The following is a 15,953-nucleotide window of genomic DNA, read 5'->3' as shown; positions in this document are numbered from 1 at the left end:
TAAATATTTTGGTTGAAAAATTTGGTTATAACGGTTAAGTTGTGCTTGTATACGGAGTTGATTTTCAAAAGTTTTATTTTTTTTGAAATAAAGAAGAATATGGGCAACCTAAAGCTTTAGCCCCCTTGCTATACATGAATAAAAAAACATTTAAGTTTTTAAACAAGCATTTTAAAAACTTACCATAGCATAAAATTTGAATTAAAAGAAATTGGACAAAACTTTTAACTGACCGCTTCATGATTGATTGTGGATAACTTTTTCTTTTCAGATGCTTTTCTGTACCAATTGCTACTCCTGAATCTCAGCTAAACACCCCGTCTCAAATTGCTTCAAATTACTTTTTTCAGCAGGATATCTTTCATTCCACTATGTACTAGTAATTTTTTTTGTATAATTTTGTGGGAGAAAGTGGGAAATTGTGGGAAAAATATTATAAATTTACTCTTAAACGATAAAAAATGACCAGGTTTCTTGGGGAATATGAATGCAAAGTAGATGCCAAAGGGCGTCTCATGATTCCCTCCGGACTGAACAAACAGTTGCTTCCGGAGGCCCGGGATCGGTTTGTTGTAAATCGTGGCTTTGAGAAACATTTGGTTCTTTATCCTTTTAACGAGTGGGAAAAAATAAGTTCTGAAATTAACAGACTCAACCTGTACGTAAAGAAAAACAGGCAATTTGTAAGATATTTCTACAGGGGAGCTACAGAATTATCTCCGGATTCCAACAACAGAATACTTTTTCCAAAATCACTAATGGAATATGCAAACTTAAAAAAAGATGTAGTGCTATTTGCCTACTCAAACAGAATAGAGATTTGGAACAAAGAAGAATACGAAGGATTGCTGGATGATGAACCGGCAGACTTTTCAGACCTGGCAGAAGATGTAATGGGTGATCTGTCAAAAGAGGATAACGATGAATAGTTATCACAGGCCCGTTCTTTTAAATAAATGTATAGAGGGATTAGCTGTAAAAGAAGATGGTATTTATGTAGATGTAACTTTTGGTGGCGGCGGTCATTCAAAAGCAATCTTAGACAACCTTGGTGAAAATGGAAAACTTATTGGCTTTGACCAGGATGAAGATGCTCTAAGAAACATTCCTGAAGACCCCCGGTTCATTTTTATACAACAAAACTTCAGGCATTTAAAAAGATTTTTAAGGCTGAACGGTATAAAAAAAGTAGATGGAATTTTAGCTGACTTAGGTGTTTCTTCTCATCAAATAGATACCCCGGAAAGAGGTTTTTCGACCAGATATGACGATACGCTCGATATGCGAATGTCAAAAGACTTACCTCATAGTGCCGCTGATATACTAAACAGCTACTCATTTGCTAACCTGAAGAATATATTCAGACTGTATGGTGAGATAAATAATGCAAGCGCACTTACATCAGGTATAGTAAATACAAGAGAGGGTTTTCCTCTCACCGAAGGGAAGGCTTTCAGAGAGCTTACAGTTAAATATGCCGGAAAAAAACCTTCGCAGTATTTGGCAAAAGTGTATCAGGCCTTAAGAATTGAAGTGAATGATGAAATGGGGAGTCTGAGAGATTTACTAGAACAATCAGCAGAGGTGTTAGCTGAAAATGGAAGACTGGTAGTTATGTCATACCATTCCCTGGAAGACCGGCTTGTTAAAAACTTTATAAAGTCTGGCAATTTTGAAGGGACAGTTTCAAAAGACCTTTATGGTAATCCTTATAAAATATTTAAAGAAATAACTAAAAAACCTATTACAGCAACTGAAGAAGAAACAAATGAAAATAAAAGAGCAAGAAGTGCAAAACTCAGAATAGCTGAGAGAACTGCACAAAATTTAGATAAAACAGCATTTGTATTAAAAGAGTAGAAGATGGAAAAAATGAACATTAAATCGTGGCTAAAAAGATGGGATGGAAAATCAATTTTCCAGCCTGACAAGCTATTGCTTAATTTACCTTTTGTCCTGTTCTGTTCATTGCTTGCGATAGTATACATAGGAAATACGCACATGGCTGAAAAGAAAATGCGCCACCTGAACACATTACAACCAAAACTAAAAGAATTGAGGTGGGAGTATATGACCACAAAAGCTGAGCTAATGTATAAAAGCAAGCAAACAGAAGTAGCTAAGGAAGTTGCTCCTTATGGTTTAAAAGAAATTCAATCACCACCTTATAAAATTATTGTAAGAGGAAATGAATATTAAAAAAGAAATATTATGGCGAATCTGGGTGGCATTTATATTTATATGCCTTCTTGGGGGAGCTGTCTTTGTAAAAGCTGTTCAAATTCAGGTATCTGAAGGTGAGTACTGGAAATCTTTTGCAGACAGTTTAACCACAGCCTATATTTCTATTGAAGCGGAAAGAGGAAATGTCTTATCTGCTGATGGTCGTTTATTAGCTACTTCTTTGCCTTTTTTTGAAGTTCGTTTTGACCCAAACACCGAATCCATTACAGATGAATTATTCTATTCAAAAGTTGACAGTCTCGCATTTAATATGTCTGCTTTTTTTGGTGATGCTTCAGAAATTGAATATAAAAGAAGGCTGGTAAATGCAAGACTAAACGGCAATCGCTATTTATTAATAAAGCAAAATGCCAATTACCACGAATTAATGGAAATGAGGAGCTGGCCCATATTCCGAAAAGGCCGGTTCAGAGGAGGCATGATTGTTATTCAGCAAAACAGAAGGGTAACTCCTTTTCGCCTACTCGCTCACAGAACTATTGGTTACGTAAGACCGGATGTGCAACCCGTTGGCTTAGAAGGCGCATTCGATGAATATTTATCCGGTGTTGAAGGCAAAAGACTTATGCAAAGAATATCAGGAGGCACATGGGTTCCTATCAATGACGAAGATGAAATCAAGCCTCAACATGGTAAAGATATAGTTACGACCATAGATGTAAACCTTCAGGATGTTGTAGAAAATGCACTTTTAAAAGCAATAAAAACACATGGAGCAAGTCACGGAACAGCAGTTCTAATGGAAGTAAGTACAGGGCAAATAAAGGCAATTGCCAACTTAGGTGAAATTGAAAAAGGGCGCTACTGGGAAAAATACAATTATGCTATCGGTGAAGGAACCGAGCCGGGTTCTACATTCAAAACCGCTGCGATGATTGCCCTTTTGGAAGACGGGTATATACATATTAATGACAGTGTTGACCTAAACCGGGGCAGGTATAACTTTTTTGATTTGGTAATGAGAGATGCCGAGCAACATGATAACAGAAGAGTTACCATACAAAGAGCCTTTGACATGTCTTCCAATGTAGGCATTTCAAGATTGATTCAACAACATTACGGAAGTCAGCCTCACAAATTTATAAATCATCTGAAAAAAATGGACTTGGACAAGCCCGTTGGAATAGAGATAAGAGGGGAAGCTACACCATTTATAAAGGACCCGTCAAATCCTGACTGGAGCGGAACAACATTGCCCTGGATGGCTGTAGGTTATGAATTACAACTGGCTCCTATTCAAATTTTAGCATTTTATAATGCCATTGCTAATAACGGAAAAATGATGAAACCATATCTGGTTCAATCTATTCAACAATACGGAAATGTAATAGAAAGCTTTGAACCGGAAGTTTTAAATAGTTCTATCACTTCACAAAAAACATTGGAAGATATCCGTTTACTTTTGGAGAGCGTAGTAGAAAACGGTACCGGCAGGGTTATCCGTTCTGATTCTTATAAAATTGCCGGAAAAACCGGTACCACACAAATAGCAGATGCAGGCACTTATAGCGATAAATATCAATCATCATTTGTTGGATATTTCCCGGCTGACAATCCGGAGTATTCCTGTATAGTAGTAATTCAAAAACCAACATCCGGAATTTACTATGGCGGACATGTTGCCGGCCCCGTTTTTAAAGAAATAGCAGACCATGTTTACTCAATGAGTATACCAATGCATTTGCCGGTAAACCTATATGTACAGGAGGAGACCGTGTCCGTTCCAATTTTACGACCCGGAAGTGCCTATGATGCTCGCTTTCTGTTAAAAAATCTGGGATTACTGTATGAAGATTATTCTGATACAGAATGGATATCCTCCAGAATTACCAATAACAAAATACACCTGTCTAATCTATCCGTCAATAAAGAAAATATACCTGACGTAAGAGGGATGGGTCTGAAAGATGCAATTTATTTACTGGAAAATATGGGTCTAACAGTAGAAATCATTGGAAGTCGCGGGAGAGTAATCAGGCAATCACTAACTCCCGGACAAATGTTAAATAACTCGACTCAAATTACTATTGAACTGGGATGAAAAAGTTTTTAAAAGACATATTATACACGGTGCCATTAGATGAAGTATATGGCAACACAGCTTGTGAAATCAATGCCCTTGAATTTGATTCCCGCAAACTGGCCGATAATGATGTCTTTTTTGCAATTAAAGGCTTGAAATCAGATGGCCACGACTTCATACCGGAAGCTGAAAAGAAAAATGTCAGAGCTATTGTACACTCTGATCAAGTTAAAAATTACAAGGAAAACATCACCTATATCAAAGTAGCAGATGTGCAAGCTGCTATGGGTATAATGGCAGCAAATTACTTTGGGCAACCCGCAAACAAGCTAAAACTCATAGGTGTTACCGGCACGAACGGAAAAACAACAGTTGTAAGTCTGCTTTTTCAATTATTTACAAAGCTGGGCTTTAAAGTAGGTTTGATTTCTACTGTGGAATATAAAATTGCAAATAAAACCTATCCTTCAAGCTTTACTACACCTGATACACTTCAACTAAATAAACTTTTCCATGAAATGGTTGAAAATGGTTGTGAGTATGTTTTTATGGAAGTAAGCTCACATGCCATTGAACAAAAAAGAATAGCCGGTTTAAAATTTACCGGTGCAGTTTTCACAAATATCTCTCATGATCATTTGGACTATCACCTGAATTTTCAAAACTATATAACGGCTAAAAAGAAACTCTTTGATAGCCTCGGTTCTATGTCTTTTGCATTGGTAAATGTAGATGATAAAAGAGGCACGGTAATGCTCCAAAACACCAAAGCCAGAAAAAGAACTTTCAGTTTATACACCATGGCAGATTACAAAGGCAAACTACTGGAGCAAAGCTTTGAGGGAATGCTGGTAAACATAAATAGTAAGGAAGTTTTCTCTCTACTTTTAGGTGAACATAATGCCTGGAATCTACTAACGGTTTTTGCTGTAGCCATTGAGCTTGGTATTCCGGAAGAAGAAATTTTTGAACCGCTGTCTGCCCTTAAAGCTCCTGAAGGAAGATTTGATTATATAAAAATTAGTAAAAACGGAATTACCGGAATTGTTGATTTTGCCCATACACCGGATGCACTTAAAAACACTCTGGCGGCAATAAACAATATGAAAAATCAAAAACAGCAAGTAATTACAGTCATTGGCTGCGGAGGCAACAGAGACAAAGAAAAAAGACCGCTAATGGCCAGAATTGCTGCTGAAATGAGCGACAGAGTAATCCTAACCAGTGATAATCCCAGAAATGAAGATCCACAGGCAATTATAAAAGAAATGAAAGCCGGCCTTCATCCTGCTTTAGAAAAAAAAGCACTAAGTATTCCCGATCGAAAGGAAGCGATACAACTGGCTTGCTCACTTTCAAAAGATCAGGATATTATACTGGTAGCCGGCAAAGGACATGAAAAATATCAGGAAATAAATGGCGAAAAGCATCCATTTGATGATAAGCTGATTTTAATACACGAACTAAAAATTTTAAATACATAATGTTATATTATCTGTTTAACATGTTGGATGAACAATTTGGAATACCCGGAGCCGGGGTATTTCAGTTTATCTCATTCAGAGCAGGTATGGCCATTATCTTCTCTTTACTGATAACGCTTGTGTTCGGAGGCCGTTTGGTTGCCTTTCTTCATAGAAAACAGGTTGGAGAATCAGTGAGAGATTTAGGTCTCAAAGGTCAAAAAGAAAAAGAAGGAACTCCCACTATGGGCGGACTCATCATCCTGGCAGCTATCATTATTCCTACCTTACTTTTTGCCAAACTTGATAATATTTACATCTTACTAATGCTTCTGGTAACTGTATGGATGGGTTTAATCGGATTTCTCGACGACTACATCAAAGTTTTCAAAAAAAATAAAAAAGGTTTAGCCGGAAAGTTTAAAATTTTCGGGCAAATCAGTTTGGGCTTAATTGTCGGTTCTGTTTTATTCTTCCATGAGGATGTTATCGTCAGGGTAAATATTGCCACTATAGAGGAAGTAGAAAGCAATGAAATTCTTCAAAATGGTGATGTAATTACCATCAGCGATTTCATGGGAGATCAGCATACCATGGTAGATGTCAAAAAACCGGTAACGACTATTCCATTCCTCAAAAATCATGAAATAGACTATTCTGCCCCACTTAAATTTCTGGGCCCGGGTTACGAAAAATGGGCATTTCTCATTTTTATTCCGGTTGTCATATTCATTGTTACAGCTGTTTCTAACGGAGCTAATATGACTGATGGACTTGACGGACTGGCAACCGGCACCTCTGCAATCATAGGGGCGACTCTGGGAGTTTTTGCCTACGTTTCCGGTAATATCATTTTTGCGAACTATCTAAATATAATGTATATCCCGTTTACGGGAGAGCTGGTAATCTTCACCGCTGCCTTTATAGGAGCCTGTATAGGCTTTTTATGGCATAATGCATATCCGGCACAGGTATTCATGGGCGACACAGGAAGTCTGGCAATTGGAGGCATCATAGCTGCCCTTGCTATTATCATGAGAAAAGAATTACTGCTACCTATTCTCTGCGGCATTTTCCTGTTAGAAAATTTAAGCGTAATCATACAGGTCTTTTATTTCAAATATACCCGTATGGTTTACGGAGAAGGAAAACGCTTTTTTCTGATGGCACCTATTCATCATCATTTTCAAAAGAAAGGAATGCATGAATCTAAGATTGTCAGCAGATTCTGGATTATAGGGCTACTATTGGCTGTCATGACTATTATAACATTAAAACTGAGGTAAATGGAAAAAAGATGTACCATTTTAGGAGCAGGTGAAAGCGGGGTTTGGGCAGCAGTTTTAGCAAGCCTCAAAGGCTGGAATGCTTTTGTTTCAGACAGCAAAAATATTACGGCCGAGTACAAAGCTATACTGAACCAATATAAAATTGATTTTGAAGAGGGAGAGCACAGTCTTGATAAAATTTGTGATTCTGAACTGATAATTAAAAGTCCGGGAGTACCCGAATCAACAAAAATAGTTCAAACCATAAGAAAACAAAAAATCGAGTTGATTTCTGAAATAGAATGGGCCTTCAGATATACAGACAAACCGGTGATTGCTATCACAGGAACAAACGGAAAATCAACAACGACCAGGCTGATTGGACACATTTTGGATAAAGCTTCCTTAAAAGTTTCTGTGGGAGGAAATCTCGGGGATGCATTTTCTAAACTGGTGATAAATGCTGAAGAAGATACGGATTACTATGTACTGGAAGTCAGCAGTTTTCAATTAGACGATTGCAAAACATTTAAACCAAAAATCAGCATAATCTTAAACATTACCGAAGACCATTTGGACAGATACCAGGATAAATTTGAAAACTATATACAGTCTAAACTTAGCATAGCTAGGCTAATGGATAAAGAAGATACACTAATCCTCAATTTTGATGATAAGGTTCTGCTTGAACACATCAACAAAAAGCAATTGAATACCAGAAAGCTTTGGTTTGGTATGGAAGAAAAAAAAGAACTCACAGCCTTTACCAGAAACAACAAATTAATAATTGCCGAAGAAAACCCTTTCGAAATGGAACTTACAGACTTAAAAATTAAAGGCAAACACAACATTTACAACTCTATGGCTGCCGGAATTTCAGCCAGAGTGCTTGACCTCAGAAAAGAAGTCATCCGGGAGAGTTTTATGGACTTTAAAGGACTGGAACACCGTCTGGAGTTTGTAGCAAGAATCGGGGGTGTGGAATATATTAATGACTCAAAAGCTACAAATGTAAATTCCGCCTGGTATGCTTTGGAATCAATGAATAAACCGACAGTTTGGATAGCCGGAGGAGTTGACAAAGGCAATGACTATGCTTCAATCATTCCATTAATCAGAAAAAAAGTGAAAGCAATCATTTGTTTGGGCGCTAATAATGTCCCCTTACACAATGCATTCTCAAAGCATGTGGATGTGATGATGAATACAGATAATATGAGAGAGGCGGTGGAAATGGCTGCTGCGATTTCTACAAATGGAGATGCCGTTTTGTTGTCTCCGGCATGCGCGAGTTTTGATTTGTTTGAAAATTATAAAAAACGTGGTGAACACTTTAAAAAACATGTAATAGAGCTATAAAAAATGCAGGCATTATTTAAAAACATAAAGGGAGATCGGTACATTTGGATGGTAGTAATTATACTATCCATAGGATCCCTGTTGGCTGTTTACAGCTCTACAGGAACCTTAGCTTATAGGTATCAGACAGGTAACACGGAGTTTTACCTGATGCGCCAGCTTGTGCTTGTTTTCCTAAGCCTTGGGGTTATGTTTTTAGCACATTTGCTTCACTATAAATACTATGCAAGAATTGGTGATTTAATCATGCTGATATCCATACCACTATTGATTTTCACCTTGTTCATGGGAACTGATTTAAACCAGGCTAAAAGGTGGATTACACTACCCGTAATTAACCTTTCTTTTCAAACCTCAGATTTAGCTAAGTTGGGACTGATTATGTATGTAGCCAAAATTCTATCGATCAAACAAAATGAAATTAAAGACTTTCAAAAAGGGTTTTTGCCCATTTTCATACCCTTAATAATTATTACACTCTTAATTGCTCCGGCAGATTTATCAACAGCTTTGCTTTTATTTTTAACCTGTTTTATACTCATGTTTATTGGCAGGGTTAAAATTTTATATCTGGCCGGATTATCACTTACCGGTGGTGTGATAATAGGTTTACTTGTTCTTACACTTTCATTTTCAGATAATCAGGGAAGATTAGGAACCTGGCAAAGCAGAGTCGACAGCTTTATGACCGGTAGTCAGGATACGTATCAGGTTCAACAGGCAAAAATAGCCATTTCAAAAGGGGGAATTTTCGGTAGTTTACCGGGTAAAAGTACTCAAAGAAACTTTTTGCCTCACCCCTACTCAGATTTTATTTACGCCATAATTATTGAAGAATACGGACTGATGGGCGGGGGCATCTTGATTTTGCTCTACATCCTGCTGTTATACCGGTGTATTATGATTGTCTTAAAGGTGCCAAATGCTTTCGGGGCCTTACTCGCATTTGGACTGAGTTTGAGCCTTGTTTTACAGGCAATGATAAATATGGCTGTCACAGTAAACTTACTGCCTGTTACAGGTTTAACACTTCCATTTTTAAGCATGGGAGGAACATCTTTACTGTTCACAAGTCTGTCGGTAGGAATTATTTTAAGTATAAGTAGAAATATTGAAGAACTAGAAGGAAAAAAAATTGATGCAACAAAAGCCATATAAAATCCTGATATCAGGGGGTGGCACAGGAGGCCACATCTATCCGGCAATAGCTATTGCAAACGGACTCAAAGAGCAATTACCTGCTGCCGACTTTCTGTTCGTAGGTGCTGAAGGCCGTATGGAGATGGAAAAAATCCCTGAAAGCGGTTTTAAAATCATTGGTTTACCTATAAAAGGACTTCAAAGAAAAGCTATTTTTAAAAATCTACTGCTGCCTTTTCATGTCATCAGATCTTTATTAAAAGCGGGTAAAATTATATCTGATTTTAAGCCTGACCTGGCAATAGGCGTAGGAGGATATGCCAGCGGACCGGTTTTATATATGGCAGGTAAAAAGAAAGTCCCTTATGTTTTGCAGGAACAAAATTCCTATGCCGGACTCACAAATAAAATTCTGGCCAAAAAAGCTAAAAAAGTGTTTGTGGCATATGATGGTATGGATAAATACTTTCCAAAAGAAAATATCATTTTCACAGGTAATCCGGTAAGAAAAAATATATCAGGAAAAAATATTACTAAATCTCAGGCAGCTGCATTTTTCGGTTTGGATGAAAACAAAACTATTATACTTTCAATCGGTGGCAGCCTTGGTGCATTAACAATAAATAAAGCTCTTTACAATAATCATGATGAATTATTAGACAAAAACCTTCAGCTAATCTGGCAAACCGGGAAAGGTTTTTATCCCAAAGCAGAAAAGTTTAACAAAAAAGGCTTGTTCGTCACTGACTTTATAAAAGAGATGGACATGGCTTATGCTGCTGCCGATATAATTATCTCAAGAGCCGGAGCGCTCAGTATATCAGAATTATGCATGGTGGGCAAAGCTGTTGTTTTGGTTCCTTCACCAAATGTGGCAGAAAATCATCAGTATAAAAATGCAATGGCATTGGTTAAAAAAAATGCCGCCTTATTAGTTGAAGATCATATTGCTGAAGAAAAACTTATAAAAGAAGTTATTTCACTAAGTGAAAACAAAGCAGCACAACAATCGCTAAGTGAAGCTTCGAAAACTATGGCAAAGGAAAATGCAGTTCAGGATATCGTAAACAATTGTATTCAAATTTTAGAAAAAAAGGATTCCTAATGTCAATATTATTATCAAACATATCAAAAGTGTACTTTGCCGGAATCGGTGGAATCGGGATGAGTGCCCTTGCCCATTATTTTCTTGAAAACAATATTAGTGTTAGCGGCTATGATCAAAATTCATCTGCCATCACTCGTAAGCTGGAAGAAAGAGGGGTTCAGATAGCGTATGATATAAAACCGGAAAACATAAATGACAATTTGGATTTGGTTGTTTACACACCAGCCATTCCATCGGATCATCCTTTGCTTATCTTTTTTAAACAAAAAGGAATACAAGTGCTCAAAAGAGCCGAGGTTTTGGGGATGATAACTCAAAGATTAAACACTATTGCCGTTGCCGGTTCTCACGGAAAAACGACAATATCGTCCCTGCTAACACATCTGTTTCACAATTCATCCATAAATCCCTATGCCTTTTTAGGAGGTATTTCCAACAATATTGGCAGTAATTTCAAAACCGGAAAAGACTGGGCTGTAGTGGAAGCAGATGAGTTTGACTATTCTTTTCTGAAACTTTATCCTAAAATGATTATCCTGTCATCAATTGACAGTGACCACATGGATATTTACAAATCCATGGACAACTTATACGACAGTTTCAAAAGTTTTGTCAGAAAGCTGCCTAAAGAAGGTAAACTGATAGTACACGAAAAAGCTAACCGCAACTCGGATTTCGATTGCCCGGAGATTATCACTTACTCTTTGGATAATACAGCAGATATATATCCGGCAGATATAGAAAAAAAGGACACTTTTCTCCATTTTTCACTAAACTATAAAGGAAGAAAAATAAGCGGATTTCAAATGCCTGCCCTGGGGCTTCATAATCTTGAAAATGCAATTGCAGCAATTACAGCTGCATTAGAAAGTGGTTTGGATGAAAATACAATTAAGGTTAACCTGCAAAGCTTTAGCGGCGTGAAGAGAAGGTTTGAATATGTATTTGCCTCTGAAAATATTTTATACATAGATGACTACGCACATCACCCAACAGAAATTAATGCTTTGCTTAAATCTGTAAAAGAACAGTATCCCAAAAGACATACCACTATTATTTTTCAGCCACATTTATACAGCAGGACAAGGGATTTGGCAGAAGAATTTGGGAAGAGCCTCTCAAATGCAGACAAAGTAATTTTACTTGATATTTATCCGGCCCGGGAAGCACCAATAGAAAACGTGAATGCCGCTCTGATAGCTAAGTATATCAGTCATGGTAACCATAAACTAATGACCAAAGAAGAGTTAACTGCTCAAATAGACTTAATGCAGCTTGACATTTTAATCACAGCCGGGGCAGGTGATATTGACAAATTAGTTGAACCGATTAAAAATACTTTAGAAAATAAAAACAAAAATCTGATAGCAGATAGTTATGAAGATAAATAAGAAAATATTACAAACCCTAAAAGGAGTAGGCTACATAGGTGTAATTGCACTTTGGGTCGTTCTGATTGCAGCTTCTCAAAACAAGCAGCAGGATTTTGTATGTAAAGAGTTAGTGGTAAATATTGACCATCATACGGGTTTATTTTTTATACAGGAAGATGAAGTTTTTGAAATATTAAATCATGAAACCAGCAATGGTATTTTAAATGAAAAGATAAGAACTCTGCCATTAAATACCATGGAAAGAAGATTAAATGCAAATCCTTTCATAAAAAATGCGCAAATTTTTGCTCAGCCCAATGGAAGATTAGTCGTCGATATTAAGCAGAGAAAGCCACTAATCAGAGTTATCAACAAAAACAATGTGAGTTATTATCTTGATATGAATGGAAATCCTATGCCTATATCTTATAATTTTACTCCAAGAGTTCCCGTAGTCAATGGATTTATTTATCAAAACCAATATAAACACGAAAGAGACAGCCTGATACAGCTGGAAATATATGAATTAGGGCAATTTATACACGAATCTGATTTTTGGTCTGCTTTTATACAACAGATATATGTGAATGAAAATCGTGAATTTGAACTGATACCCAGATTAGGAAATCAGTACATAATATTCGGAAACATAGAAAGTATGGAAGAAAAGTTCACTAAACTATACATTTTTTACAGAGAAGGACTTAAGACCGGAAGCTGGGATAAATACAAAAGCATAAACCTAAAGTATAAAAATCAGATTATTTGTTCAAAAATATAAATTTCAATACATGGAAAAGAAAAAAGAAACAATAGTAGCAATTGATATTGGCACAACAAAAATTTGTGCCGTAGCCGGAAGACTGAACGAATATGGCAAACTGGAAATATTAGGAATTGGAAAAAGTCTTTCCAAAGGGGTTAGTCGTGGTATGGTAGCAAATATAGATAAAACAGTAGAATCTATTAAACTGGCTGTTGAGCAACTCAAGAGCCAGGTGGATATTGATTTCAAAAAAGTATATGTAGGAATTGCCGGCGAACATATTCGTTGCCAACAACAAAGAGGAAACATTGTCAGAAATAATACAGAGGATGAAATTTCCAGAAAAGATATAGAGGAAATGATCAAACAGATGAAAAAGATGCCGGTTCCGCAGGGGAATCTCATCATTCATGTGTTACCTCAGGAATTTATAGTAGATGGTGAACACTTTATCAAAGATCCTGAGGGATATCCGGGCACTAACCTGGAAGCTAATTTTCATATCATTACCGGAAAAGCTACGGCAGCCAAAAACATACAGCGTTGTATCGTCAAAAGCGGACTTGAAGTTGAAGATATCATCTTAGAACCAATTGCATCTGCTGAGGCAGTACTAAGCGAAGAAGAGAAAGAAGCAGGGGTAGTTCTTGTTGATATTGGAGGCGGCTCAACTGACATTACAATTTTTAAGGAAAACATCATTCGGTATACTGCGGTGATTCCCTTTGGTGGAGAAATAGTTACGTCCGACATACAACAAGGATGCAAGCTGCTGAAAGAGCATGCAGAAAAACTAAAACTGAAATTCGGATCTTCCCTGCCGGTAGAAAGTTTTGAAAACAAAGTAGTAAGTATACCTTCCCTGAAAGGGCGTCCGGCAAAGGAAATTTCCTTAAAAAATCTGGCCGGCATTATTAATGCGCGTATGGAAGAAATCATACATGATGTCTTGTTTCACATAGAAACAGCTAATAAAGATTACCCTAAAACACTTATCGGTGGGATTGTCCTTACCGGTGGAGGTGCAATGCTAAAAAATGTAAAACCACATTTTGAATATATCACAGGCATGGATGCCAGAATTGGTTTACCAAACGAACATTTGGCAAAATCAGAAGTACCTAATTTACAAAATCCGATTTATTCAACAGGCATAGGATTAGTCTTAAAAGGTTTCGAAGAAAACAAATCAGAACTTGAAGAAGAAGAATCAGAAGAGACTTTAAAGACAACGGAAAATGAAACGATAGAACCTAATGTGGTTCTAAAAGAAAAAAAAGGTTTGGCCAAGTTTTGGAAAAGCATAAAAAAATGGTTTGAGGACGGCATCGAAAACGATTTTTAATTTTATTAAAAGCAAAAAAGTACAATTATGGAATTCAATTTACCAAAAGACCAATCGTCGATCATCAAAGTAATAGGTGTTGGTGGAGGCGGATGTAACGCAGTCAACTACATGTATAATCAGGGAATACAGGGAGTAAACTTTGTTATTTGCAATACAGACGCACAATCACTTGAAGATAGTCCAATACCAAACCAAATTCAACTGGGTCCTGAACTCACTGAAGGTCTTGGTGCCGGCTCCAGGCCGGAAGTCGGCAGAAAAGCAGCCGAAGAATCAATTCGTGAGATAAAGGACATACTTGAAAAGAAAACAAAAATGGTTTTTATAACCACCGGACTGGGTGGCGGAACGGGAACAGGTGCGGCACCCGTAATAGCGCAAACAGCTAAGGACATGGGCATACTGACTGTCAGTATAGTCACCACTCCTTTTAAATTTGAAGGGAAAAGAAAATTAGAACAGGCAATGGAAGGGCTGGAAGAGCTGAAGAGAAATTCTGATGCACATATCATTATTTCCAATGAAAGATTGAAGGAAATCTACAACAAAATGACGCGCTCAGAGGCCTTTTCACAAGCTGATAATATATTGGCTATAGCCGCTAAATCTATTTCTGAAATCATTACCATAAAAGGAAATATAAATGTCGATTTCGCCGATGTTGAATATGTAATGCGTGATAGCGGACTGGCCATAATGGGTTCTGCTATAGCAGAGGGCGAAAACAGAGCAATAGAAGCCGTTGAAAAGGCATTATCCTCCCCTCTTTTGAGTGAAAACAACATCAAGGGTGCTAAGAATATTTTATTAAATATTACTACGGGAAGTCAACAGGAAAAACTGGAGGAAATCGATCAGATTACGGAGTATATTGAAAAACTAACAGGCTCTTCTGATTTTATAATGGGGCTTTGCACTGACGAAAACATGGGTGATCAACTAAGTGTAACTGTTATTGCAACAGGTTTTGCCGAAAACAGAAATGTAAAAACCAAAAAACCAGTAGAAAATGAAAAAGTTATTTTGGATTTAGAAGATGAAGATGAAAATCAAAATGAAAACAGGTATTCCCCTAAAAAAAGAACCAAATCAGAAGCAGATGAAAGTCAGATCAAACTTGATTTAGATATAGAAAATGACGCTCATGATTTTTCTACAAGTGATGATGATGAAAATGACTTTAACGAAAGAAACATGTTTGGAGATGATGATGAAAATGAATCGGAATCTGACGACCTGTTTAAGGTAAAAGAAGTTGAAAACACCGAAAAAACGGAAGAAGAGGAAAGCCCGGAACCGGAACATTCAGAAGCAAAACCTGAAGAAAGATATTCGGGTCTAAGTGGAATATCAGAAAGAAAGAGCAAACTTAAGAGTTTGAGCATGAAACTGATGTCAAATGAAGCCAAAGTGGAAGATTATGAAACGGAGCCTGCTTTCAAGCGAAAAAAAATGAATTTTGACGATGAAAGCTACAAATCTTCTCAAAATGATTATTCCAAGTTTTCAATTGATCAGGACGATGATGAAAACGGACCTTCTTTAGATAAAAGAAATTCATTTTTGCATGACAATATAGATTAGTTTAGTTTAGTTTAGGTTGGGTCATTAAGCCGGAGTGTATAGCAGTTTATCTGCTCTTATACTCCGGCTTATTTATTTTAACCGGAATCTAATAGTGAGCTTCAAAAGGGGAGCTGGTTCTAACCCCTTTATTAAAAAGCAAAACCCTCCCCCTACCTGTCATGCTGACGTCAGGAAGCATCTCCGAATTAATGGGTAGAACTTTCACAACTTTGCCATTTTCCATCATAATTTTTCCATTTCCAGCTCTTTCTATTCAGGAGATTATTACACGCGA

13 protein-coding genes are annotated in these 15,953 nt (G+C 37.0%); all 13 read left to right on the top strand.

Translation table 11 applies throughout. The annotated features are described in order from the left end of the window. The first annotated feature begins 461 nt into the window (after nt 1-461). From mraZ to ftsZ, 13 genes are read left to right on the top strand one after another with little or no spacing between them, the layout of a single operon-like run. Complete coding sequence (mraZ, locus tag EA412_07470) at nt 462-929, top strand: division/cell wall cluster transcriptional repressor MraZ (GenBank protein TVR78922.1); 468 nt, start codon at nt 462-464, stop codon at nt 927-929. Further along, on the top strand, nt 916-1,860 hold the full coding sequence (gene rsmH / locus EA412_07465; GenBank protein TVR78951.1) for a 16S rRNA (cytosine(1402)-N(4))-methyltransferase RsmH: 945 nt from the start codon (nt 916-918) through the stop codon (nt 1,858-1,860). The genes mraZ and rsmH overlap by 14 nt, the downstream gene beginning before the upstream one ends. Before the next feature lie 3 nt (nt 1,861-1,863). Continuing rightward, entirely contained in the window at nt 1,864-2,199 is a 336-nt protein-coding gene (locus EA412_07460; protein TVR78921.1) for a hypothetical protein, read from the top strand. Beyond that, on the top strand, nt 2,189-4,285 hold the full coding sequence (locus EA412_07455) for a PASTA domain-containing protein (protein TVR78920.1): 2,097 nt from the start codon (nt 2,189-2,191) through the stop codon (nt 4,283-4,285). The genes EA412_07460 and EA412_07455 overlap by 11 nt, the downstream gene beginning before the upstream one ends. Continuing rightward, nucleotides 4,282-5,751, top strand: a complete 1,470-nt coding sequence (locus EA412_07450) for a UDP-N-acetylmuramoyl-L-alanyl-D-glutamate--2,6-diaminopimelate ligase (GenBank protein ID TVR78919.1) — start codon at nt 4,282-4,284, stop codon at nt 5,749-5,751. Before EA412_07455 ends, EA412_07450 begins: the two co-directional genes overlap by 4 nt. Then, entirely contained in the window at nt 5,751-7,016 is a 1,266-nt protein-coding gene (locus EA412_07445) for a phospho-N-acetylmuramoyl-pentapeptide-transferase (protein TVR78918.1), read from the top strand. Before EA412_07450 ends, EA412_07445 begins: the two co-directional genes overlap by 1 nt. Beyond that, nucleotides 7,017-8,357, top strand: a complete 1,341-nt coding sequence (gene murD / locus EA412_07440; protein TVR78917.1) for a UDP-N-acetylmuramoyl-L-alanine--D-glutamate ligase — start codon at nt 7,017-7,019, stop codon at nt 8,355-8,357. 3 nt (nt 8,358-8,360) lie between these two features. Further along, nucleotides 8,361-9,515, top strand: coding sequence for a cell division protein FtsW (locus tag EA412_07435; protein TVR78916.1), 1,155 nt, complete (start codon nt 8,361-8,363; stop codon nt 9,513-9,515). Then, nucleotides 9,496-10,602 carry an undecaprenyldiphospho-muramoylpentapeptide beta-N-acetylglucosaminyltransferase gene (gene murG, locus EA412_07430; protein ID TVR78915.1) on the top strand — a complete coding sequence of 369 codons (1,107 nt, stop codon included), beginning with the start codon at nt 9,496-9,498 and terminating at the stop codon, nt 10,600-10,602. Before EA412_07435 ends, murG begins: the two co-directional genes overlap by 20 nt. Continuing rightward, complete coding sequence (locus EA412_07425; protein TVR78914.1) at nt 10,602-11,996, top strand: UDP-N-acetylmuramate--L-alanine ligase; 1,395 nt, start codon at nt 10,602-10,604, stop codon at nt 11,994-11,996. The genes murG and EA412_07425 overlap by 1 nt, the downstream gene beginning before the upstream one ends. After that, complete coding sequence (locus EA412_07420; GenBank protein ID TVR78913.1) at nt 11,983-12,759, top strand: hypothetical protein; 777 nt, start codon at nt 11,983-11,985, stop codon at nt 12,757-12,759. The genes EA412_07425 and EA412_07420 overlap by 14 nt, the downstream gene beginning before the upstream one ends. Before the next feature lie 10 nt (nt 12,760-12,769). After that, nucleotides 12,770-14,089, top strand: coding sequence for a cell division protein FtsA (ftsA, locus tag EA412_07415; GenBank protein ID TVR78912.1), 1,320 nt, complete (start codon nt 12,770-12,772; stop codon nt 14,087-14,089). Between the two features lie 27 nt (nt 14,090-14,116). Continuing rightward, a complete protein-coding gene (gene ftsZ / locus EA412_07410; GenBank protein ID TVR78911.1) occupies nt 14,117-15,676 on the top strand; it encodes a cell division protein FtsZ in 1,560 nt (519 codons plus the stop codon). Nucleotides 15,677-15,953: the final 277 nt, after the last annotated feature.

The sequence above is a fragment of the Chitinophagaceae bacterium genome, from assembly GCA_007695095.1.
Classification (GTDB): domain Bacteria; phylum Bacteroidota; class Bacteroidia; order Chitinophagales; family REEL01; genus REEL01.
Note: the sequence above shows the minus strand (reverse complement) of the source record. Positions and strands in the feature narration are given on the sequence as shown.

Coding starts and splice junctions, on each gene's coding strand:
- EA412_07445 (TVR78918.1), top strand. CDS start 5,751: ATGTTATATTATCTGTTTAACATGTTGGATGAACAATTTGGAATACCC.
- EA412_07460 (TVR78921.1), top strand. CDS start 1,864: ATGGAAAAAATGAACATTAAATCGTGGCTAAAAAGATGGGATGGAAAA.
- EA412_07455 (TVR78920.1), top strand. CDS start 2,189: ATGAATATTAAAAAAGAAATATTATGGCGAATCTGGGTGGCATTTATA.
- murD (TVR78917.1), top strand. CDS start 7,017: ATGGAAAAAAGATGTACCATTTTAGGAGCAGGTGAAAGCGGGGTTTGG.
- EA412_07435 (TVR78916.1), top strand. CDS start 8,361: ATGCAGGCATTATTTAAAAACATAAAGGGAGATCGGTACATTTGGATG.
- mraZ (TVR78922.1), top strand. CDS start 462: ATGACCAGGTTTCTTGGGGAATATGAATGCAAAGTAGATGCCAAAGGG.
- EA412_07420 (TVR78913.1), top strand. CDS start 11,983: ATGAAGATAAATAAGAAAATATTACAAACCCTAAAAGGAGTAGGCTAC.
- murG (TVR78915.1), top strand. CDS start 9,496: ATGCAACAAAAGCCATATAAAATCCTGATATCAGGGGGTGGCACAGGA.
- EA412_07425 (TVR78914.1), top strand. CDS start 10,602: ATGTCAATATTATTATCAAACATATCAAAAGTGTACTTTGCCGGAATC.
- EA412_07450 (TVR78919.1), top strand. CDS start 4,282: ATGAAAAAGTTTTTAAAAGACATATTATACACGGTGCCATTAGATGAA.
- ftsZ (TVR78911.1), top strand. CDS start 14,117: ATGGAATTCAATTTACCAAAAGACCAATCGTCGATCATCAAAGTAATA.
- ftsA (TVR78912.1), top strand. CDS start 12,770: ATGGAAAAGAAAAAAGAAACAATAGTAGCAATTGATATTGGCACAACA.